This is a genomic window from Actinoplanes sp. NBRC 103695, from assembly GCF_030269485.1.
GTDB lineage: Bacteria > Actinomycetota > Actinomycetes > Mycobacteriales > Micromonosporaceae > Actinoplanes.
The window spans coordinates 65202-85412 of the sequence record NZ_BSTL01000012.1 but is presented as its reverse complement, the minus strand read 5'-3'; the positions used below and the strand labels follow the sequence as shown (position 1 = coordinate 85412).

General features: G+C 68.9%; 22 protein-coding genes and 3 pseudogenes. 9 read left to right on the top strand and 16 right to left on the bottom strand.

Annotation, left to right across the window (positions count from 1 at the left end):
* The first annotated feature begins 164 nt into the window (after window positions 1–164).
* The 3 genes from QSK31_RS22350 (at window position 165) to QSK31_RS22340 (ending at window position 1838) form a co-directional block, all read left to right on the top strand.
* The gene (locus QSK31_RS22350) at window positions 165–791 is read left to right on the top strand and encodes an SGNH/GDSL hydrolase family protein (RefSeq protein WP_285686230.1); all 627 of its coding nucleotides are present in this window, start codon (window positions 165–167) and stop codon (window positions 789–791) included.
* Window positions 792–859: 68 nt separating this feature from the next.
* On the top strand, window positions 860–1336 hold the full coding sequence (locus QSK31_RS22345; protein ID WP_285686229.1) for a hypothetical protein: 477 nt from the start codon (window positions 860–862) through the stop codon (window positions 1334–1336).
* Window positions 1337–1433: 97 nt separating this feature from the next.
* Window positions 1434–1838 (top strand): DUF4395 domain-containing protein, encoded by a 405-nt coding sequence (locus QSK31_RS22340; protein WP_285686228.1) that lies wholly within the window; start codon window positions 1434–1436, stop codon window positions 1836–1838.
* Between the two features lie 194 nt (window positions 1839–2032).
* Here the strand turns inward: QSK31_RS22340 and QSK31_RS22335 are convergent, their stop codons facing one another.
* The 4 genes and pseudogenes from QSK31_RS22335 to QSK31_RS22320 form a co-directional block, all read right to left on the bottom strand.
* Window positions 2033–2707 (bottom strand): methyltransferase domain-containing protein, encoded by a 675-nt coding sequence (locus QSK31_RS22335; protein WP_285686227.1) that lies wholly within the window; start codon window positions 2705–2707, stop codon window positions 2033–2035.
* A 62-nt stretch (window positions 2708–2769) separates the two neighbouring features.
* The gene (locus QSK31_RS22330; RefSeq protein WP_285686226.1) at window positions 2770–3240 is read right to left on the bottom strand and encodes a nitroreductase family deazaflavin-dependent oxidoreductase; all 471 of its coding nucleotides are present in this window, start codon (window positions 3238–3240) and stop codon (window positions 2770–2772) included.
* Between the two features lie 393 nt (window positions 3241–3633).
* Window positions 3634–3875 (bottom strand): annotated as a pseudogene (locus QSK31_RS22325) (IS5/IS1182 family transposase); the annotation flags it as partial.
* A gap of 100 nt (window positions 3876–3975) precedes the next feature.
* The gene (locus QSK31_RS22320) at window positions 3976–6978 is read right to left on the bottom strand and encodes an AfsR/SARP family transcriptional regulator (RefSeq protein WP_285686225.1); all 3003 of its coding nucleotides are present in this window, start codon (window positions 6976–6978) and stop codon (window positions 3976–3978) included.
* Between the two features lie 202 nt (window positions 6979–7180).
* Between QSK31_RS22320 and QSK31_RS22315 the strand changes: the two genes are divergently transcribed.
* The gene (locus tag QSK31_RS22315; protein WP_285686224.1) at window positions 7181–7627 is read left to right on the top strand and encodes an RICIN domain-containing protein; all 447 of its coding nucleotides are present in this window, start codon (window positions 7181–7183) and stop codon (window positions 7625–7627) included.
* Between the two features lie 99 nt (window positions 7628–7726).
* Here the strand turns inward: QSK31_RS22315 and QSK31_RS22310 are convergent, their stop codons facing one another.
* Window positions 7727–8311 carry an RICIN domain-containing protein gene (locus tag QSK31_RS22310; RefSeq protein WP_285686223.1) on the bottom strand — a complete coding sequence of 195 codons (585 nt, stop codon included), beginning with the start codon at window positions 8309–8311 and terminating at the stop codon, window positions 7727–7729.
* A 198-nt stretch (window positions 8312–8509) separates the two neighbouring features.
* Window positions 8510–8650: a hypothetical protein gene (locus tag QSK31_RS22305; protein WP_285686222.1), complete on the bottom strand. Its 141-nt coding sequence runs from the start codon at window positions 8648–8650 to the stop codon at window positions 8510–8512.
* 45 nt (window positions 8651–8695) lie between these two features.
* Here QSK31_RS22305 and QSK31_RS22300 point away from each other — a divergent pair, with 45 nt between their 5' ends.
* Complete coding sequence (locus QSK31_RS22300) at window positions 8696–9304, top strand: TetR/AcrR family transcriptional regulator (RefSeq protein WP_285686221.1); 609 nt, start codon at window positions 8696–8698, stop codon at window positions 9302–9304.
* 275 nt (window positions 9305–9579) lie between these two features.
* Window positions 9580–10311 carry an SDR family NAD(P)-dependent oxidoreductase gene (locus QSK31_RS22295; protein ID WP_285686220.1) on the top strand — a complete coding sequence of 244 codons (732 nt, stop codon included), beginning with the start codon at window positions 9580–9582 and terminating at the stop codon, window positions 10309–10311.
* A 59-nt stretch (window positions 10312–10370) separates the two neighbouring features.
* Here the strand turns inward: QSK31_RS22295 and QSK31_RS49240 are convergent.
* Together QSK31_RS49240 and QSK31_RS22285 are read right to left on the bottom strand one after the other, a co-directional pair.
* Window positions 10371–10460 (bottom strand): annotated as a pseudogene (locus QSK31_RS49240) (transposase); the annotation flags it as partial.
* A 141-nt stretch (window positions 10461–10601) separates the two neighbouring features.
* Complete coding sequence (locus QSK31_RS22285; RefSeq protein ID WP_285686219.1) at window positions 10602–11108, bottom strand: aldo/keto reductase; 507 nt, start codon at window positions 11106–11108, stop codon at window positions 10602–10604.
* Here QSK31_RS22285 and QSK31_RS48845 point away from each other — a divergent pair.
* Window positions 11033–11374: pseudogene (locus QSK31_RS48845) on the top strand (TetR/AcrR family transcriptional regulator); the annotation flags it as partial. The gene QSK31_RS22285 and the pseudogene QSK31_RS48845 overlap by 76 nt on opposite strands.
* 160 nt (window positions 11375–11534) lie before the next feature.
* Here QSK31_RS48845 and QSK31_RS22280 read toward each other — a convergent pair.
* The 7 genes from QSK31_RS22280 to QSK31_RS22250 form a co-directional block, all read right to left on the bottom strand.
* The gene (locus tag QSK31_RS22280) at window positions 11535–12131 is read right to left on the bottom strand and encodes an RICIN domain-containing protein (protein WP_285686218.1); all 597 of its coding nucleotides are present in this window, start codon (window positions 12129–12131) and stop codon (window positions 11535–11537) included.
* 713 nt (window positions 12132–12844) lie between these two features.
* Window positions 12845–14101 carry a hypothetical protein gene (locus QSK31_RS22275; protein WP_285686217.1) on the bottom strand — a complete coding sequence of 419 codons (1257 nt, stop codon included), beginning with the start codon at window positions 14099–14101 and terminating at the stop codon, window positions 12845–12847.
* Window positions 14102–14272: 171 nt separating this feature from the next.
* Complete coding sequence (locus tag QSK31_RS22270) at window positions 14273–14815, bottom strand: cupin domain-containing protein (protein ID WP_285686216.1); 543 nt, start codon at window positions 14813–14815, stop codon at window positions 14273–14275.
* 1 nt (window position 14816) lies between these two features.
* Window positions 14817–15467 (bottom strand): nitroreductase family protein, encoded by a 651-nt coding sequence (locus tag QSK31_RS22265; protein ID WP_285686215.1) that lies wholly within the window; start codon window positions 15465–15467, stop codon window positions 14817–14819.
* 102 nt (window positions 15468–15569) lie between these two features.
* A complete protein-coding gene (locus tag QSK31_RS22260) occupies window positions 15570–16382 on the bottom strand; it encodes an alpha/beta fold hydrolase (protein WP_285686214.1) in 813 nt (270 codons plus the stop codon).
* The gene (locus tag QSK31_RS22255; RefSeq protein ID WP_285686213.1) at window positions 16379–17143 is read right to left on the bottom strand and encodes an SDR family NAD(P)-dependent oxidoreductase; all 765 of its coding nucleotides are present in this window, start codon (window positions 17141–17143) and stop codon (window positions 16379–16381) included. The genes QSK31_RS22260 and QSK31_RS22255 overlap by 4 nt, the downstream gene beginning before the upstream one ends.
* On the bottom strand, window positions 17140–17973 hold the full coding sequence (locus QSK31_RS22250; protein ID WP_285686212.1) for a sugar phosphate isomerase/epimerase family protein: 834 nt from the start codon (window positions 17971–17973) through the stop codon (window positions 17140–17142). The genes QSK31_RS22255 and QSK31_RS22250 overlap by 4 nt, the downstream gene beginning before the upstream one ends.
* 73 nt (window positions 17974–18046) lie before the next feature.
* Here QSK31_RS22250 and QSK31_RS22245 point away from each other — a divergent pair, with 73 nt between their 5' ends.
* Window positions 18047–18946, top strand: coding sequence for a LysR family transcriptional regulator (locus QSK31_RS22245; RefSeq protein WP_285686211.1), 900 nt, complete (start codon window positions 18047–18049; stop codon window positions 18944–18946).
* Window positions 18947–18975: 29 nt separating this feature from the next.
* Complete coding sequence (locus QSK31_RS22240) at window positions 18976–19215, top strand: helix-turn-helix domain-containing protein (protein WP_285686210.1); 240 nt, start codon at window positions 18976–18978, stop codon at window positions 19213–19215.
* A gap of 70 nt (window positions 19216–19285) precedes the next feature.
* Here QSK31_RS22240 and QSK31_RS22235 read toward each other — a convergent pair whose 3' ends face one another.
* A complete protein-coding gene (locus tag QSK31_RS22235; RefSeq protein ID WP_285686209.1) occupies window positions 19286–20185 on the bottom strand; it encodes a fumarylacetoacetate hydrolase family protein in 900 nt (299 codons plus the stop codon).
* Window positions 20186–20211 lie beyond the last annotated feature (26 nt).

Sequence of the window (20211 nt, the reverse complement as noted above, 5' to 3'; positions counted from 1 at the left end):
CTCTCCTTCTGGCCGTTCCGCTTCTCGGCGTCCCCGCAATAGCGGCGGCCACGATCGGCTGGCAGATGGTGTTCACCCGGCGTGGGATCCCGGTACCGCTCGATCCGCCGCCACGAGGAGACGCGAGTTCCGGTCGGCGAACATCGCACGGCCCGCTCACCCTGGTGCTGCTCGGCGACTCCTTCGCGGCCGGCTATGGTGCCGAGCGTTCGCGGGACATCCCGGCTGCGCTGCTGGCGGCCGGGATATCTCGGCGCGTCGGGCGACGGGTCACGGCCCACACTCTGGCGGTGATGGGTTCGGAGACTCCCGATCTGCGCCATCAGGTGGACCGGGCCATCGGCCTGGCACCGGACATGGCCGTCATCTTCATCGGCGCGAACGACGTCACCACTCTGTCGGCCCAGCGCGATCTCGCCCGACAGCTCGGCGCCGAGGTGCGCCGGTTACGGGCAGCCGGCGCCAAGGTCGTCGTCGGGACCTGCCCCGACCTCGGCGTGCTGCCGCCGTTCCGGCCGCCGATCCGCTGGCTGGCACGGTTCCTGAGCAGACGGCTGGCGGCGGCTCAAACAGTCGAGGTGATCCGCGCCGGGGGCGCCGCCGTGTCGTTGTCCTCCTTGCTCAACCCCTACTTCGAGGCCGACCCGGAACGCATGTTCGGCCACGACCGCTTCCACCCCTCCAGCCTCGGGTACACCCGCGCCGCCGCCGTCATGCTGCCTACCGTGTTGTCGGAACTGCTCTCAACCCGCACGCCATCTTTAACGGACCAACCCGAACAGCCTGGCTGAGGCCGCCGCTTTCATACACCAATTCATGCCCTGAAATACCCGTGCACCATTGTTCTACGATCAGCGCCATGGATCTCTCGCTGGCAATTCTCTTCATTGTGGCCGCCCTCTATTCCGGCGGTGTCACCTTCCTCGCGCTCCTGGCGAGGCGCGGCTTCCGTCCGGCGGCGACAGCGGGCGCCGGCGCGACCGCCGGCATCGCGGCCGCTCTTTTTCTGATCGTCCTGCTGGCTCAGGCCAGCGTCGCCGCGGCCGCGGTCGCCGTCCTGCTGCTCGTCGGTGCGGTCACCTACCTGGCCTTGGCACGTGACCTCGACCGGCGAAAGACGGTGTCGGTGGCCATCGCGGCCGCCGCCTTGATCGGCCTGAGCTTCGCCTTCGTGTCCTATCTCGGCGTGCTCGCCTTCCTCGGCGCGACCGGCGCCTACCTACTGCTCCGGCTCCGCCTGCGGACACGTCCCGCGCTGCTGGTCACGGGCGGGGCACTCGGCTGCCTGCTCGCCGCGTCCGGAGCGGCCTTCGCTCTCGCCCTCAGCAGCATGTAGAAACTGAATGACGGCTCGGACACGGACCCGGTTCATTGGCGCGTCAGTGAAAATCCCCATGAGTGCGGGCCGCCCCTTTCATGACACGCTCGTCGCCATGGAACTCGATCCGCGTGGCGTTCGTTTCGGCGCCACAATCGGCAGCATCATGTTCGCCGTTGTACTGATTACCGGGTGGGCCTGGCCAGCAGTCTTCCAAGCCGTGGTCTTCGCACTGACCGCACTCTCCCCGGGTAACGGCCCGTATTCGCACGTCTTTCGCAAGGTGCTGCTCCCCCGCCTCGAGCCACCTGCCGAGCTTGAGCCGGCAGCGCCCGTACGCTTCGCACAGACCGTGGGTTTCGCCTTCGCGGCCGTGGCCGCCGTCGGATTCTTCACCGACATACCGGCACTCGGCATCATCGCTGCCGCACTCGGCCTGATGGCTTCATTCCTGAATGCCGCCTTCGGTTACTGCCTGGGCTGCACGATGTACCTGTTGATCCGGCGGCTCACCACCTGACCTGCCCGGCGCCCGGAAGCGCTCACATCCGTGCTCAGCGGACACCTTCCCGGCGGCAGCCGCCTGATCTGCCGCCGGGAACGCCGCACCTCGATCGGAACAGTCGTTGTTCGAGCAAGTGACTGGCAAGCGTCACGAACTCTTCGCCACCGGCGCACCCCGCGATGGCGACTCGTTCGAATGAAAAACGGGAACTAGTGAGCGGATGCGGTGCCCGGAACTTCGGCGTAGACGACGTTGAACTGGGCCTGCGGATTGGGCTCGAGTCCTTTCTGGATACGCCGCAGCCGCTCAATCAGCGCGCCTTCGAGTCGAGCCCTCTCGCCGGAGATTCGCGGATCGTCGAGATCACGCGAGGCGTCGACGAGAATCTTGTGTACCGGTGAGGCATGGGCGACAGCCCAATGCGCCACGGCGATGGTCCCGCCGGGCCGGACCACTCGGCACATTTCTCGAGTGGCACCGACGCTGATGGGACCGAGGCTCAGCAGCTTGAGGACCGAGAACGCAGCGTCGAATGTGTCCGCCTCGTAGGGCATAGCCTGTGGATCGACCAGCATTCCCGTGGAGCCGCCGTACGGTGCCAGGCGGCCGGCGAGATAGGTGGCCGTCATCGGCGACATCTCTACGCTCGTGACCTGATATCCGCGCTCTGCGGCGGCGACGGCCAACGCTCCCGAACCACCGGTCAATCGCTCATTCACCTCGAATCGCTGTCTCTGCGGCACCACTACATGACACCCGGCGTCGCGCAGCGAGTCGTAGACGCTTTGCCTGCCACACACGTCGACGTCGCCGAGCCGCGAACAGAAACCAATGGAACACGGTTTTCGTGGAGCAGCGCCGAGCCCGTCTACGAAGCAGAGCATTTACGATGGATCAAGGATTGAAAGTCGGTACGGACCGGTTACTGGCCGGCGCACATCATCCCTTAAGCGTTATCGGCCAGGGCCAGTCGAAAAACAGGCATCCGCCTGGAGGTGGATTTCTCGTACTGGGTCAGCGCTGGATAGCGGGCCGTGAACACCGGCCACACGGACGAGCGTTCGTCATCGGAAAGCTCGTATGCGACCACAGCCATCGTCTCGGCTCCGACCTCGATGGTGATCTCCGGGTGCGCTTTGATGTTGTGATACCAAGACGGGTTGGTCGCGGCAGCACCCGACGAGGCCACGATAAACAGCGTGTCCTGGTGACGTAGATAGCCGAGCGGATTCACGCGTTCACCCCCGGTCTTTGCGCCACGATGGTGAAGCAGCAGCAGATCTTGGCTGGCGAAAGGGCCGGCGACCTTGCCGGAGCTCGCTCGAAACTCCTCGATGACGTGGTTATTCAACTCCGCGACAACGGCGCCGGTCGGATCGGCAGTGGCGCGGGCGGCAAGATCGTAAAGGTCGCGCATTGTTCCTCCTATGAAATCCACACCAGACAACGGACGCACCTGACGGCCTACCGGTTCACGATCCTCGGTGGTGTCGCGCCAGGGACCAGGGACAGAGACCACGGCTGCCATCATGGTCACGCGCCGACTTGCTGATCAACTGCGCGTCGATGACACTGCCCGAACGACCCCGCGGTGAGGTCGATGCGCTCGAGTCATGCCAGGCTCAGCGCACCGACACGGATCGGGCGGTCCTGAGCGCGAGTAGCGGATCCGTTAGGCGCGAGTTCGGATCCAGTGCCTGCACGCGGAGTTACATCGTGCGTCAGTTGTCGTGCGGCGCTCGCCGGCGATTAGAAAGGCGTGGCAGGGAAGGCCGAAAGGCGTGCCAATGGGACTGCGGCTGTTTCGCGTGTAGGCGAGCAGCCTGGTCTCCGTCATCACGGTGGCCAAGTCGTCGGCGGTCGCGGCGAGCAGGTCGATGCCCCTCGCGGACGTGACGCCAGGCCTTCATGACGCCGATCTCGAAGCCGGCGGTCAGGCGGGGCAGGGTGTTGCCGTTGCGCAGGTGAGCCAGCGCGAGCACGGACTGACGGTGAGGCTCGAGGCGCCGGCGGCGAATTCGGATGAGGGCCGGCGAGGTGGTTCAGAACCAAGTCCTGGGTTGGACATCAGCCTCCCGTGCCGCCCGCGACCTGCACCCTCGAGATGAAATGGATCAGTCGCACTTTGTCCGGTCCGTCTTCAGGCACAGGCTCAGTAGCCCACGCGGTCGGTCAGCTCGCGACACACCTCTTCTACGATCTCGCCGATCGGACGCACCCGCCCGGCCTCCCAGCGCGCGGTGAACTCCTCATCACCCAGGCGCTCCCGCAGATACGCGAGCCGTCGTTCCTGTTGCTCGAGGTGGGTCGGGAAGGGGGCGCCGCCGGTCCAGCGGCGTAGCTCGTGCGCGGCCGAGCGGACCATCAGCTCCGGACCAGACCACCCGAGGTCGACCAGCAACAGGATCGCGAACTGCAGACCCAGGGCGATGCTCAGCGGCATCTCCACCCGGACCAGGGCGCGGAGGCCGTCGCAGAGCCAGCCGACGCCGGCGGCCGGTCCGTACAGGGTGCGGGCCGCCTCGGCCCGGACCAGCCGGGCGTAGGCGAGGATCTCGGGGTCGCCTGCCTCGAGCAGCACCGCCTCGGCGGCGGCGGCCAGTTGTTCGACGCCGTCCGTGTCGCGCCGCAGGCCACGGATCATCCCGATCAGCGTGTAGCCCCAGCCCAGCAGCCACGGCCACTCGGTCTCCCGCCCGGCGTCGATCACCGTCGGCAGCAACTTCTCGGCCCGGTCGAGGTGCCCGGCCATGGTTTCGGCGGTGGCGAGGCGGCGCAGCACCAGGCCGTACCCGCGCCGGTCGCCGATCCGTTCGAACAACTCGGCCGCCTCCTCGGCCGCGGCGGTGGTGGCCGCCAGGTCGCCGGTCACCGACGTCAACGCGGTCAGCCCGCTCAACGCCTGGGCGCGGACGGCCGGCGACGAGGGGCCAGGGCCGTTCAGGGCATGTTCCAGCCAACGGCGGCCGACCGCGTACTGCCCGGTGATATGCCAGTAGATGGCCAGGGCAGCCGCGATGCGCATGGCCGTTTCGGCATCGTCATCAGCAACGCTCCATGCCATCGCGGCCCGGAACTCGTCCATCATCGAGCCGAGCTGATCCACCGTCCGGCCGCGGCGGTCGCCCTGGTAGTGCCGGCCCAGCTCGTCGGCCATCCCGGCCATGATCGAGGCGTGCCGGTTGCGGATGGTGGCGAGCTCACCTTCCTCGGCGAGGCGTTCGGATCCGTACGCGCGCAGGGTTTCCAGCATCCGGTAGCGGCCGGACTCCCGCAGCAGCAGCGACTTGTCGACCAGCGCAGCCAGCAGCATGGCCGGTTGGCGGAGGTCGTCGATGAGCTGTTCGGCCGAGGCCAGGTCGAACCGGCCGGAGAACACGCTCAGCCGGGTGAAGACGCGCCGTTCGTCGGCGTCGAGAAGACGGTAGCTCCAGTCGATCACGGCCTGCAGCGTCCGGTGCCGGGGCTCGGCCGTCCGGCTGCCGTGGCTGAGCAGGGTGAAGCGGTCGTCGAGGCGGTCGCCCATCTGGGTCACGGTGAACGCGTTGGCCTGTGCGGCGGCCAGCTCGATGGCCAGCGGCAGGCCGTCCAGTCTCCGGCAGATCGCGGTCACGGCCGCCACCGTGTCGTCGGTCAGCACGAAGGCCGGATCGACGGCGACGGCCCGCGTGATGAACAGTTGGACGGCGGCACTCTGCCGCGCCGCTTCCAGCGTGTCCGCCCCGGCCTCGGGAAGGGCCAGGCCGGTCAGGGGCAGTAGGACTTCACCGGTGACCCCGAGCCGTTCCCGGCTGGTCGTCAGGATGCGCAGACCGGGACAGGCGGCAAGCAACCGGACAGCGAACCCCGCAACCGCATCGATCAGATGCTCACCATTGTCCAGAACCAGCAAACCCTGAGTACCACTCAGATACTCCTCGACAAGCTCCAATCGAGGCCGCGTGCCGTGCGACGCAAGCCCCAGCACATCACCGACCGCATCGGCCACCAGATCCGGTTGCGCCAACGCGGCCAGCTCGACCAACCAGACCGGACACCCGTCCGCCTCTCCGACCTGCGACGCCGCCTCGATCGCCAGCCTGCTCTTACCCGCCCCGCCCACACCGGTGATCGTCACCAACCGCTGCGCCCGGAGCAGATCACGCACCGCCACCAGCTCCGGGTCTCGGCCGACGAAACTGGTCAGCGACCGCGACCGCAACTGCGGCACAGCCGAACCCCCACCCCGCTCACTCACCATCAACACCGGATCACGCCGCAAAATCTGCTGGTACAGAAGCTGCAACGACTCCCCCGGCTCCACCCCGAGTTGCTCGGCCAGCTGGCGGCGAGCCGCGGAGAACGTCGCGGTGGCATCACCCATCAGACCCGCGCGGTAACGGGCCAACATCAACCGCGCCCACAAACCCTCGTTGAGCGGATGCTCAGCCACCAACGCAACCAACTCAGCCGTGACCTGCTGATGTCGGCCACCAGCCAGCAGCGCATCGATCCGCGCCTCCACCGCGCGCATCCGCAACTCATCCAGCCGCGCGACCTCCGCCGCGGCCTCAGGCAGATGCGTCAGCTCAGGCAACGCCGGACCCCGCCACAAGGCGAGCGCCGCACTCTGGGCCTCGGCCGCCTCACCGTGCCGACCAGCCTCGAAAGCCGACAAACCCGCCGCGACCAGACTCTCGAACCGCTGCACATCCAGCGCGTCCGGCCCGACCCGCAACAGATAACCGGTGCTGCGGGTCTCCAAATCAGACACCCGCGCACCACTGGCCTGACGCATCGCCAGACGAATCTCAGAGATCCGGCCGTAGACCAGGTTCTTGGACCGCGCCCGAGGCCGCTCCCACAACGTCGCAGCCAGCTGATCCGCCGACACCACCGCGTTCGGCCGCACCAGCAATGCCGCCAGCAACGCTCGATGCCGGGGACCGCCAACCGGGAAGACAACGCCCCCGAACAACGCCTCCAGCGGCCCCAGGACGCGGTACTCGAAGCGCCCATCCAAAGCCATGAAGCGACACTTTAGCAGTAAACTATCAACCTGAAGGTTTCCTGAAGGCGACCCCGCCACCATGACCGACGGATCGGGCTCGGCGGCAAGTTCGACCAGAACCGGCGCTCGAAGCAGCCTGAGCCCCACGCTGAAGTACTCATTCATCCTCACCCGCTGCCCTGGTGGACACTGTCCCGCCTCGCGGCGTACATCCGGCAAGGTTGAAGCTTGTAGCATCCATGCTCATCGAAGTCGGGCCGTTGGTGAGGCCTGGTCGGCCACTCCATTGGCAGGCTCTGCCCGACTCAGCGCGTCCCGTCGGCTGACACGCGCACCTCAGGGAAGGAGCTGGAAAACCATGCGAAAGATGATGTCCATCGTGGTGGTCTGCGCCGCGTTGACTGCGAGTCTGATCGGAGCCAACGCAGCGCAGGCTGCAACAAAGACCGGCGTGTTGCGTAACAGCGACACCGGCCTCTGTATCGCCCGGCCGCAACAGACCGCCGATCGGGCGCTCCCGGTGTTCACCGCCGCATGCGATGACGCAGCGACACAGAAGTGGGCCTACTCGACGACTGAGCAGACCATTCGTCCGCCCGGCACCGGGCTGTGCCTGTCCACCGGAAGTTCTTCAGGCATCTTCGTCGCGGCGTGCGACAGTGGTCTGCTCGTGCACTGGGAAATCACCAGTGATGGGCGCATCCACCAACTCGACTGGGGGATCGGCTGCGTGGAGGACTACCGCACTCAGCACCTCACCTGGGGGCCCTGTACCAACGACTCGAACGAGGTGTGGTCACTGACGGCCGCCTGACACCGCGGGCCGCGCGGCCGGCGAGGACCCGGAACGGGCCCTGCGCCAGGCCGCGTCGGCCTGCGTCGACCGCATCCGAGCGGCGGAGCCGGGGCCCACCTACGACCCGGAAAGCCTGACTTCGCGATGGGCCTGGCGCCACCTCTGGTTGGCGGAGCCGGTGCAGTCCCAGATCTGCAGCTTGGCGCCGTTACCGTCTTTCCAGTCCTTGATGTCGACGCACTTAACGGACGCCGGGTTGACGAGGTCACCGGCATTCGTCAGCACCCATTTCTGGGCCGGGCTGCCGTTGCAGATGGCCAGTTGGACGGCCGTGCCGTTGTCGCGCGACCCGCCGGCGACATCCATGCACAGGTTGTTGCTCGTCCGCGCCTCCCGGTCGCCGTACTCCCACCGCTGGGCGTCCGTGTCGTCACAACCCCAGACCTGCAGCTGAACACCGGCTTCGAAGTTGGCTCCCGGGACGTCGATGCACCTCCCCTTCCATTGGCTGACGATCTCGCTGCTCTCGCCCGGTGCGCCAAGGTCGGGAAAGTTCTCGACCGGGATACGCTCGCCATTCGAGATGGACCGGACGTCCTGCGCCGGTTGGGGGCCGGCCGCGTGGGCTTCGTCCCCGCCAGGGAATGCGTCCCCGAGCGCAGCGAGGAGCGAGCCGGCGGTTACCGTTAGCGCCGCGGCCACGACGAGTAGGGCTCGAAGTGGGGGGCTAGCTTTCCTAGGCATGCTCTGATCGTCGCGTCCTCGCGGGAGACGATCCAAGTCCCTAAATATGTTCTCCGATGACGCTCGCGAGCAGCTCCGACAACCCGGTCGGCAGCATGACCGAGGTCGGGGCCGGTTCCTCGAGCACCGGGTCGGCGAGATCGGCCGCGGACGTGCTCAGGTGGCCATCGTGGCGCGGGCCCGCTCGCGCAGCAACGGCATTGCCTCGACGGCGGCCAGCAGCGAGGTCGCGGCTCGGCGCATCTTGTGCAGCAGGCGCGTCTCGGCGACGGCGGCACTTAATGGCCAGTTGGCCATTAAAGACGGCGAGGGCGGTAACGTGGGCTCCATGAGGGTTCCGCGATGACCGCCGAAGCAGCGGCTGAGCAGCCGGTTCGCAAACGTCGCCGGGACCCGCAGGGCCACCGGGCAGCCATCCTGGAAGCGGCCCGTGACACCTTCACCGAGCGCGGCTACACCCGCACCACCCTGCGGGAGATCGCCCGGCGGGCCGACGTCACGCACGGCCTGATCTCGCGGCAGTTCTCCTCCAAGGAGCAACTGTTCCTGGCCGCGGTGCCCGGCCACCGCGACCTGGCCTACGTGGCGGCCGGCGACCCGGCGACACTGCCGGAACGTATCGCCCGCGGCTTCGTCGAACGGATGGAGACCAACGCGGCCCAGGACCCGCTGGTCGCCCTCATCCGCAGCGCCGCCACCGACGCGGGCACCGCCACCGACCTGCTGCTGGCCATGCACCAGCGCAGCGCGGCCGTCTACCGGACGATTCTCGACCCCGATCCACCGGCCGACGGCGACGAGGTCGACATCCGGGTGGCGCTGCTGGGATCACACCTGATCGGACTGGCCTTCAGCCGGTACATCACCCGCGCCGAGCCGCTCGCCTCGATGCCACCCGAGGAACTCGTCGACCGGCTCGCGCGGACCCTGCGTCATATCCTGCTCGATTGAGGCTCGGCGGCCCTCAGACCGGACGGAGCACGTAGTCGTATCTGAGGGCGAGGTGATCGCGACGCACGTCAGCGCGAGATGGTCACGCCACGATGCACGCCTGGATGAGCGCGACCAGCGCGACCGACCCGTTCGGGATGATCGTCGTCGCGTCGGGCCGTCGCCGAGCATCCTGGCAAAGGTCTCGCGATCTCCCCCTTTCTCCATGCCCCGACGGCTACTGACGTCTGAGGCGCATGGACTTGCCGGCATCGCCGCAGCAGGCTCATCGAACTGTGACAGGTAAAGCTACGAGCAGAGTCGTACTCATCACCGGAGGCACCTCGGGCATCGGCCTGAGCCTCGCGGACTCCTTCCTGCGGGAGGGCGATGCGGTGGCCGTCTGCGCCAGGTCCCGCGCAGGCCTCGACCGCTTCACCGAGAAGCATCCGGACGGGCTGGCCGTCCAGGCCGACGTGACCGACCCGCAGGCCCGAACCGCCCTGCTGGACGCGGTCGGCGAACGGTTCGGCCGGCTCGACGTCCTGATCAACAACGCCGGCGGCCTCGTCGAACGAGACTTCTCGGCCGACGACGCGACCGCCGCCCTCGACCAGGAGATCGACCTGAATCTCACCGCACCGATCCACCTGACCGGCGAGACGTTGCGCCGCTGGCCGGACCTGTCCGCGATCGTCTTCGTGACCTCCGGCTTCGCCCTGATCTCTCCGACGCGCGCACCGACCTACGGCGCCGCAAAGGCCGGGCTGCACGGCTTCGCCGAGGGCCTGCGCCGCCAGCTCGCGCCCCGCGGCACTCACGTGCTCGAGGTTCTGCCGCCGACCACCGACACACCGGCCACCGCCGCCAAGACCGGACCCAAACTGCCCCCCGCCGAGGTCGCGGAAGCAACGATCAGGGCGCTGCGGGAACGTCGGCCGATGGCGTTCCCGGGCAACGCGAAGCTGATGCCGGCGTTGCTACGAATCGCGCCGCGAACCCTCGATCGAATGGTGGCGAAACTCTGACCGCGCGGACGCCGGCGGGTGTTGTCAGCGTCGCATGATGTCGGCGACCGCGAGTAGGCGCCCTTCCACGAGCCCAGCTCGCCCGGAAGGTCCCGCCACGGTGAACCGGTGCGGTACTTCCACGCGATCGCCTCGATCACCTGCCGGTGATCGGCCCACCGGCCGCTGCGTTACGGCGACCGGTCCGGCAGATACGGCTCGATCCGAGCCCACATGTCATCAGAGATCCATCGACGAAACCGGCCCGCTTCGTCAACGAGCCGCCCTGATCCAAGAGACTGTTTCCAGCGCTATTGAGCCAGCGTGGTCAGTGATTCCTGGTCGAGGATCACTTCACCTGCGGCCAGATTCTCTTCGAGGTGGGCGAGGTCGCGGGTGCCGGGGATGAGCATGGTCTGGGGGCTACGGGAGAGAAGCCAAGCCAGCCCGACCTGAGCGGGCGTCACCCTCAGCCGAGCTGCCACCTCCTGGACTTCGGGCAGGTCGGTGACTTTTGGCAGCCCAGCGATTCCCGACCCGAGTGGGAAGTACGGCACCCACGCGATGTCACGCTCGCGGCAGACCTGCAGCACAGGCTCAGCGGAGCGATCGATCAGGCTGTAGCTGTTCTGGACGCAGACGACGCCTGCTGGTAGAGCGTGGCGCAACTCCTCCGCATCGACGTGGCTGAGACCGAAGCCGCCGAGTCGAGGCGCTCGCTCGTGAAGCCGGCGTCGGGACGGTGTACCGGAACTACCCGACCCGCGAGGCGCTGGTCGAAGCAGTCTACGGCGCCGAACGGGCGGCTCTGTGCGCACGCGCGGACCAGCTGCTTAAGGACCGGGAGCCAGTGGTCGCGTTGCGGACGTGGATGGACTGCTACGGCGATTTCGTCGCCGCCAAACGCGGCGTGGCCGCATCCCGCAAGTCAGCCGGCCCGATGGGCACCGCCCCCTCCGGAGAGGCGAAAGATGCTCTCGTCGCCGCGGTAGCCACCTTGATCAAGGCGGGGGCGCGCGTAGGGAAGCTGCGAGACGACGCGCTCGCGGAAGATGTCGTCGCCACGTTGGTCGGCATTTTCCTCACCGCGGACGACCGTGTCCAAGCTGGACGGCAGTTGCGCTGCCCGCAGGATCGGTCGTGCTCGCCGAGGACGAAACGCACCTCGACCTGCTCGCGCGCGTGCGCTCCGGCTGGATTGCGCTGGGCATCGGCGGCGGTGGGTTGTCGTTGCCGGTTCAAGGTCAAGCGAAGTGCCACTTCTGGTTGGCCGTGCCGGCGCAGTCCCAGATTTGCAGTGCCGCGCCGTTGTGCGGATTCCAGTCCCGGATGTCCAGGCACTTGTTCGATTGTGGGTTGACCAGGTCGCCGGCGCCGGTCAGCTTCCACTGCTGGGCGGGACCGTTGTTGCACCTGACGATCTGTACCGGTGTTCCGTTCTCCCCTGAACCCCCGGCCACGTCCATGCACTCGAAGTCCAAGGTCTCCAGCTTGTACGTACCCTGATCACTGTTGATCACGTAATGCCAGTCCTGAGCCCAGGTGTGGTCGCAGCCCCACATTTGCAGATGTACGCCGTCGTTGAAGTCGGCGTTGGGCACGTCGACGCACCGGCCCTGCCAGTCGCTGACGAGATTGCGGAACGGCCATGGCTGCACCGGACCGGGGCCGGGGCTCCACTGAGCGAGATCGTTCGTGGCGGCGCTGGCCCGGCTGGCACCGGTGAGGCCGTCACTGAAGGCGATCACCAGCGAGCCCACGGCGACGAGGAGGACCGCCGCGGTGGTGAGCAGGGTTGCCAATGGACGGCGCAGAGCGCCGGGAATACGGATGCGCGTCATGTGCCCATTGTGGAAAGACCTCAGATCCGGGTCCATGTCCTCATTCAAGGGGGGTCGAGTCGTCCGGGTCTCGTCGAACGAACGCTCGCCCATCTGCCATACGTTACGTGGCTCTACGACGAGAGCTGCGCCGACCTCGGCACCGCCGAACCGCCCCAAGACCTTTCAGGGCCGGTTAGGCATTACAGTCCGGCTCTTCGGCCGCAAGGCACCTACCGCACCTCAAGATCAAGATGAGGTGGAGCTGAGGGGACTTGAACCCCTTACCCCCACACTGCCAGGCCGTTGGAGTAGGCATTTCCGCACGTCAAATGCGATGCGGACCGTTCCCCGCATGTCAAGTGCGCAGGTCCGGGCACGAGCGCGCATAGCGTGTGGTCCCCAACTGGTCCCCAGCCATCGACACAACCGCCCACGCGAACGGATGCGTGTCAAGTTTTTGAGCCGAGGGTGCTTCCTTCTGGAGCATCCGGGTGACTGGACGAAACAGGGGTCGATGTTGGCTCGACTGCTCTGGTCTTCCTGCGCCTCCAGTCGGCAAGAACGAAGTGCTTGCGAGTAACCAGGAGTTCGGCAAGCCGGGCCCCACGATGAAGTCGTCGGAGAAGCCGCATACGCCGGACAAGACCTCAAAGCCGAGCTGTACGCCGAGGCCAACCGGCACAACAGAGAGGGCCGGTCCCGGATGACCAAGGCCGAGCTGGCCACTGCGCTCAGGAACTAGCCGCCCGCCGCACGGCCAGCACGCCGGCCAGCCCCCCGACCTCCTCGGCCAGGGCCGGGTAGTTGGCCGGATTGGCCAGATCCACGTCGAAGTAGTACGGCAGGGACGCCACCGCGGACGCGGGGACCGGGCCGCCGCCGCAGTAGGTGTCCCGGAAGCCGGCCGAGCCGGGTTCCCACACCAGCTCGCCCAGGCTGCCGGCGCGGCTGCGGAAGATCGCCGCGTCGATGAGCGCCCGCTCCTGCGGGGTGGACGTGTTGCTCACGAAGATCTTGATGTGGGTGCTGTCCGTGGCCTCGGGCTGCTCGGCCGGGAGGCCGGTCGGGTGGCACGGCATGACGCCGGCCTGCCGCACCGCCCACGGCGCCAGGGCCGCGAGCAGGAGGGCCACCGCGACCCCGGCCAGCGCTCGAGGCCGGCGGGCGAGGAACCGGAATCCGGCGCGGACGAACGGCTCCTGAGCCACCGCGGACAGCAGCATCGCGCCGGCGATGATCGCCGACAGCATGGCCGGCAGGAGGCCGAAGTAGTAGAAGCCGCCCCACCACGGGCTGTCCAGCGGCGTCTCCTGACCAGGTGCCACGGTACTTGGCAGCAGCAGGACGACTGCGGTGACAGCGCCACCAGCGAGCAGACCGCGCAGGGCGGGGTGGGCGCGGCGGCGGACGTACATCGTGAGCAGCAGAGCCAGCAGGGCGCCGCCGATCGCGCCGCCCCAGGCGACCGCGGGCATCCAGGACGGTGGCTGCCGCCAGAGGTCGAAGGCGGCGGCGCCGGTCGAGTCGTACGACGGGCGCCCGGTCCAGTAATGGTCGGAGAACGCGAGAACCAGCCCAGGGCGGGTCGCCCAGAACGTCGCTTCGTACGCGTTGCCGCCGTCGTCCAAGGGCTCGGGCGTGGTCACGCGGTAGTCGTGCACGGCCCAGCCGGCCGCCGTCAGCCGGTCACGGACGCCAGCGCTGTACGCCGCCACGTCCTGGGTCGCCGCCGTGTGCTTGACCCAGTAGCCGGCCGAGCCGTACCGGATGCCGTCGCCGTCGCCGTACCGCTCGATGATCCGCGCGTTCCCGCCACCGTAGACCCGTAGGCCGGGAAACGCCGTCTGCGTGAGCCGCCCGGCGGCCGCCCCGGACGGCAGATCCGGGGCGTACCGCCAGGCCGTACGCTCGGCAAGGAAGGCGCCGACCCACCCGCCGGCCACCATCACCAGCGCCGCGACCACGATGATACGGATGCGTTTCGTCATCAGATCGCAGACGATAATCCACTACTGCAACTTCTCTCCACCGGCGACGCCGCCCGGCTCGGCCGTCTCGCGGTGCACCGCGGCCTTGGCGCTGTCCGGCATCACCTTTGGACGCGGCACCCTGGACCTTCCTGCCGCTGACCGCCCCACGATGCCGGGTTGCCGGGAGCGTCATCCGGTGCCGGGGGATCGGCCGGACCGGGTGGCGCCGAGGAGGACCACCGCCAGGGTGACCGGGCCGGGTCCGGGGTTGCGCCAGCCATGGTGGGTCCCGTGCTGGACGAACGCGTCGCCCGCGCGCAGGGTGCGTTCGGCACCGTCGTCGAGGCGCAGGACGATCGAGCCGTCGATCACGATGCCGAAGTCGACGGTGTCGGTGATCTCCATCCCCGAGCCGTCGGCGTCCCACGCGTCGAGCAGACCGGGGAACAAGCGGTCGAAGTCGGCTAGCTGGTCCGGCGTCGGCGTCGACGCGGCGGGGTCGACGGGATCGATGGTAAGGAGAAAATAACGCACCCCGCCGGCCGGCGGGAGCATCGTTGTGCGCGGCGCCCGGCTGCCGTCGTGGGGCAGACCCGGTGGCCGGTCGGAGGTCCAGAGCGGGGTGTTCCGAAGCCCGGGGAAGGCGGCCCCGGCCAGGGGCAGCGGCTCGGACTCCTCGGCCACCGCCGACGTGCCGTCCGACCGTTGCCCGGTCACGATCAGCTTCACCACCTCACCACCGTTCCCAGTGCAGGACCTCGTCGACCGGGACACGGTGCGCCGGCCGGAAGTCGGTGCCGACCGTGTGCGCGAGCGGGATCAGCGCGGCCTGCATGACCTCGGCGTGCGGGATGCCGAGCAGGTCGGCCACGTCCCGTTCCACCGGCAGGTTGGACGTGGTCCAGCAGGTGCCCAGGCCGTGCATCCGGGCGGCGAGCATGAAGCTCCAGACCGCCGGGAGGACCGAACCCCAGGTTCCGGCCTGGTCAGACACAGGTGCGTCGTCTGTCCGACCGGTGATGCAGGGTACGACCAGTGCCGGGACCCGGTGCAGATTGGCGTCGAGGTGGTCGAGCCCGGACCAGACCATCTCCATGGACCGCGGCCTGGCATAGGCGCGCCGCATGTCCTCCTCGGAGATCGGGGTGCCCCCGGCGGCTCGCCCGCGGCGCCACAGGTCGGCGAGCGCGGCGCGCCGCTGCGGATCGGTGACCACGACAAAGGCGGCCCGCTGCCGGTTGCGGCCGGTCGGCGCCTGCAGGGCGATCTCGACGCATCGCTGGATGATCCGCGGGTCGACGGGTTTGTCGAGGTCGAGGCGGTGGCGGACGGCGCGGGTAGTGGTGAGGACGTCCTCGGCGGAGAGTTCGAGCAGGTCGGGCATGGTGCTCCTCAGAAAGTAGGCACGGACGGTCTGCGATGAGCCGCGGTGGAACGGCCACGAGGTTCGATGTTCATGGTTCCTCTCGTCGCGGACGAGTCGCGGTCAGTCGAGTGAGGCGAGCCAGCGTTCGGTCTCCGCGTCGACGAGATCGACCTGTTCTTGGTGGATCCAGTGCCCCGCGCCGGGTACCAGGACGGCTCGCGACGCCGGATGGGTCGCGAGCGTTTCCTCCAGCCGGGCGCGCTCCCCGTCGCGGTGGAAGGACAGGACCGGTTGCGTGCGCCGGGCGAGCACCGGCTCAGCCGCGGGCCGGAAGCGGATCGAACTCGGGTCGTCGATGTTCGCCCGCAGGCTGGCGGTCACGACCGCGGGCGCCACAGCCATGACCTCGCGCCGGTGCCGGTCCCGGAGCTGAGTGGAGGTCGTCGCGGCGTCGATCCGGCGCGCGAAAAGCTCGATCACCCCCACGTGAACGGCGTCGTCGTCGGGCCGGTCGGCGATCGACTGCAGCAGCGCCCGACCCGCCGGGTCGCCCGCGTAGTCAGGATCGATCAGCACCAGCGCGCGCACCAGGTCGGGCCGGCGCACCGCCAGTACGGTGGCCGCGGACGCGCCCATCGAATGGCCGACCACGACGACCGGCGCGATACCGAGGTGCTCGACTGTCTCGGCCAGGTCGGCGGCGAGGTCCGCCGTCCCGTACCCGTGGCCGGGCGTGTCGCTCCCGCCGTGTCCGCGCAGGTCGACCGCGACCGCACGGCGCCGGGAGCGCAACAACGGCAGCTGCGCCGACCAGGCGTCGGACGAGCCCAGCCAGCCATGGACCAGCACCATCGGCGTGTCCGCGGCAGCGGGGCCTCGGTCGCCCGGGCCGCCGTCGTCGTAGTGCAGCACGATGCCGGGCCGGCCGGTCACGGGGTCGCCGCCAGTTGAGCGCCACCGCACACATGCAGCACCTCGCCGGTGACGAAGCCGGCGCCGGGCGAGGCCAGGTAGGCCACGGCGTGGGCGACGTCGTCCGGGGTCGCGAGGCGCCCCAACGGGGTGATGGCCCGGTGCCGCTCGCTGAACTCGGCGAACTCCTGCTCCGAGCGTCCGCTTCGCGTGAGGGGGGTGGCGACCATGCCCGGTGCCACCGCGTTCACCGTGACGTTCAGCGGCGCCAGTTCCACCGCAAGCGAGCGGGTCAACCCCACCATCCCGGCCTTCGACGTGGTGTAGGCGACCGGCCCGCCGCTCACCCAGGTCCGCGAGGTGATGTTGACGACCCGACCGCCGCCGGTCGCCTTCCACAGCGGGATCGCGGCCTGGCACAGCGCGGCCGGCCCCCATACGTTCACCGCCATCACCACCTCCCAGCTCTCCCGGGTCACCCCGGCGAGCCCGCCGTGCCCGGTGACAGCGGCGTTGTTGACCAGCTGATCGAGCCGGCCGAAGGTGTCCCGGACACGCCGCATGAGGATGGCGACGGCGGAGGCATCGGTGACGTCGCATGCCCAGCCCGCCACCGGCCGCCCGGTAGCGGCGGCGATGGCGGCGGCCCGGGCCGCGACGACGCCGGCGTCCAGATCCACCAGCACGACAGCGCTTCCGTTACTGCTGAGCCGGGCACCGATGGCCCCACCGAGCACACCGGCGCCGCCGGTCACCACCGCAACCGGCTCTATCGCGGTCACGACGGCGTCCCGACGCTCAGCCGAGCGAGCACCGCCGCGTTGTGGTGTGCCGTGTCGGCAGGCGAGCGGTCATCGCTGAAGTCCTCCAGCGAGACCCAGCCGTCGAAATCGACCGCGTCCAAGGCCGCCAGCAGCCCCGCGACATCGACCACGCCGTCGTCGAGCGGGGACCAGCGAGGCCGCCACACCCCGCCGCCCGGTGGACGGTCGAACGCGACATTCTTGAGGTGCACTCCCGCCAGGTACGGACCCAGCAGTTCGAGCGCGATCTGATGGTCCTCGTAGCCCTCGATCATCAGGTTCCCGGCGTCATAGAGCACGCCGACCGCGGCCGGATCGGTTCCGGAAAGGAGCCGATGGGCCAGCGACGCGCTCGGGCAGATCGTCCGCTGGTGCAGCTCCAGCAAGGCGCGGACGCCATGGACGGCACCGCGCCGCTCCAGGTACGCGACGAACGCGGTGGCCGCGCTGAACGCTTGCCGGAAACCGGTGCCGTCGCGCCACGGGGCACGGAACCGGATCCACGGCACCCCGGTCGCGGCGGCGAGGGCGAACGCCCGCTCGGCGCTGTCCCGGTCGCCGGAGTCGACGTAGGTGTCGAGGCCGATCACCGTCAGGCCGGCGCTCACGCAACCCGCCACCGCCTCCGCCACCTCGCCCGGCGCTAGGGTGCAGAGATTGGCGTCGAACCGGTCGGTGCCCGCTCCGGCGCCCGCGTCGGTGACCCGCCACTCGATGCCGCCGTACCCGGCGGCCACCGCGGTCGCAATGGCCTGATCCGGGGTGTGGTCGAACAACGACACCGAACAGATCCCGAGATTCACCGTCATGCCTCGCAGTAAAGGTCACGCCGACGGACCGAGTCCAGGACCGATCGCGCACCCCCGGCCATGCCCCGGAGGCATGGCCGGGCAGGATGGCGTGGTGGAGCTACGCCACCTGCGCTACTTCGTCGCCATTGCCGACCGCGGCTCCCTCAGTCGCGCGGCCGCCCACCTGCTGATCGCCCAGCCCGCCCTCAGCCGGCAGATCCGCGCGCTGGAGGAGGAGTTGGGCCACCAGCTGTTCGAGCGCACCCGCACCGGCGTCAGCCTGACGTCGGCCGGCGCCGCCCTGCTGGGACACGCACGCCAGCTCCTGTCCCTCGCCGCCGCGACCGGCGAGGTGCTGGCCGGTGAGGCCCGGCCGCAGGAGATCGTCACTGTAGGCCTCCCACCCGGGATACCGGGTGACTGGATCCTCGCCACCACCCGCGCGCTCGCGACCGACGTGCCCGGCTGCACCGTTCGCTACATGGAAGCCGGCAGCACCGAGCAACTGCGGCTGCTTCAGCGTGGCCGCCTCGACGTCGCGATCGTCCACCAGGTGCCGGTCGGCGACCTGACCGCGCGGCTGCTGTGGCAGGAACCGCTGGGCATGGCGGCGCGCCCCGGCCACCCGCTCGCCGGACGCGCTGCTTACACCGTCGCCGACCTCGACGGTCTCCGCATCCTGATCCATTCGCGCGACCAGGTCCCGACCCAGCAGGACGGTGTGGTCGCCGCCGCCATGGCCGGCGGCGTTCACCCGATCTGGATCTTCGCGCAGTTCGTCGAGCACGCCCTGCCCAGCGCGGAGGCGGCGGACGCGGACGCCGTCCTCGTCGGGTCCTACACCGCCAGCCAGCAGCTGATCGGTTGGCCGTGGCGGCCGCTCGACGGGCTCATCCAGCCGATGAGTACCTGGGTCGTGCACCGCTCCGACACCCGCACCGGGGTCCGCGCGGTTGCCGCCGCCATCGCGCCGGCCGATCGGAGCAGCTGAGCAGCCCGGAGGCCGGCCCAACGCCCAGTGTGCTCGCCGCCAGGTGGAGCAGGGATTCAGCTGCCGCGGCCGGGTCGCCCGGCGCCTACCTGACCCGCTGGCGCATGGATCTTGCCTCGGTCCGGCTCCGCGACACCGACGACCCGGTCGAAACCATCTCGGCCGCGGTCGGTTACAGCTCCTCGCACGCCTTCAGCCGAGCCTTCCGACGTGCCCACGGCATGACTCCCGGCGAACACCGCGCCCGACTCAGATCATCAAGCCACTAGAGAGGGCGTCTGATGCACAAAATTTGTGCGTTATAGCGGTTTAGGTATCTGCCGTGGAACCCTCCCACCGTCAGCGTCGGCCCCGCTCGAAAGCGGGCGTGAGCTCGGCGGGAGGCCGGGGCCCGCTGTTCTTGCCGCGGGTGGGGCAAGCGGTGGCTCCCTTGCCGGTCACCGTCACGCTGAGCCGTCCGACCCGAGTGATCTCGACGGTGATGTCGTCGCCGTCGTGTACCGCGCCCACACCCGCCGGTGTGCCGGTAGCGATGATGTCACCGGGCAGCAGCTCCATGACAGAGCTGACATAGCCGATCAGGTCGGGGACTGCCCAGATCAAGTCGCGGATGTCGGCGCGCTGGCGCAGCTTTCCACCAACCCAGGTGTGCAACTCCAGGTCGTCCAGCGGACCCACCTCCTCCGGTGTCACCAGGTGCGGTCCGGTGGGTGTGAAGGTGTCGAAGCTCTTGCGCACCGATCGGTCCTCGCCGCCGCGCATGGTCATGTCCAGCAGGCAGGTGTAGCCGGCAACGTAGTCGGCCGCGTCCTGCGTCCGCACGTGGCGGGCCCGCCGACCGATCACCACCGCGAGCTCGCCTTCCTGGTCGAAGCGTCGATCGTGGTACGGCAACACGACCTGCTCGGCGTCGGCGATCAGCGAGCTCGGCGCCTTCAGGAAGACTCCGAGCGCTGCGATGTGGCTGTCTTGACTCATCTCGGTCTGGTGGTCGCGATAGTTGACCGGCGCCGCGACGATCTTCGAGGGATCAGGAACCGGGGGGAGCTGCCGTGCGCCTTCGACGACCGGGCCGTCGGTGCGCAAGGTGGTCAGGTCGGTGCCGGCCGCCAGCAGCCGGCGCATGGGACCGCCCGGACCGCCGGCCGGGACCTGTGTGGTGACATCGACGACACCGGCCGCGGTGACCACACCGACCCGGTGCTCGCCGGACGGATCCAGGAAACTGCAGAGCTTCACGGAAGACCTCCGAGGTAACGGTTGCG

Bases quoted from the DNA above. Each gene is read 5' to 3' on its own strand.
- QSK31_RS22265 (WP_285686215.1), bottom strand. From the start codon at position 15,467: ATGCCCGACCTGCTCGAACTCTCCGCCGAGGACGTCCTCACCACTACC.
- QSK31_RS22275 (WP_285686217.1), bottom strand. From the start codon at position 14,101: ATGACGAAACGCATCCGTATCATCGTGGTCGCGGCGCTGGTGATGGTG.
- QSK31_RS22315 (WP_285686224.1), top strand. From the start codon at position 7,181: ATGATGTCCATCGTGGTGGTCTGCGCCGCGTTGACTGCGAGTCTGATC.
- QSK31_RS22245 (WP_285686211.1), top strand. From the start codon at position 18,047: ATGGCCGGGCAGGATGGCGTGGTGGAGCTACGCCACCTGCGCTACTTC.
- QSK31_RS22305 (WP_285686222.1), bottom strand. From the start codon at position 8,650: ATGGCCAACTGGCCATTAAGTGCCGCCGTCGCCGAGACGCGCCTGCTG.
- QSK31_RS22340 (WP_285686228.1), top strand. From the start codon at position 1,434: ATGGAACTCGATCCGCGTGGCGTTCGTTTCGGCGCCACAATCGGCAGC.
- QSK31_RS22320 (WP_285686225.1), bottom strand. From the start codon at position 6,978: ATGAATGAGTACTTCAGCGTGGGGCTCAGGCTGCTTCGAGCGCCGGTT.
- QSK31_RS22330 (WP_285686226.1), bottom strand. From the start codon at position 3,240: ATGCGCGACCTTTACGATCTTGCCGCCCGCGCCACTGCCGATCCGACC.
- QSK31_RS22250 (WP_285686212.1), bottom strand. From the start codon at position 17,973: ATGACGGTGAATCTCGGGATCTGTTCGGTGTCGTTGTTCGACCACACC.
- QSK31_RS22300 (WP_285686221.1), top strand. From the start codon at position 8,696: ATGACCGCCGAAGCAGCGGCTGAGCAGCCGGTTCGCAAACGTCGCCGG.
- QSK31_RS22335 (WP_285686227.1), bottom strand. From the start codon at position 2,707: ATGCTCTGCTTCGTAGACGGGCTCGGCGCTGCTCCACGAAAACCGTGT.
- QSK31_RS22280 (WP_285686218.1), bottom strand. From the start codon at position 12,131: ATGACGCGCATCCGTATTCCCGGCGCTCTGCGCCGTCCATTGGCAACC.
- QSK31_RS22345 (WP_285686229.1), top strand. From the start codon at position 860: ATGGATCTCTCGCTGGCAATTCTCTTCATTGTGGCCGCCCTCTATTCC.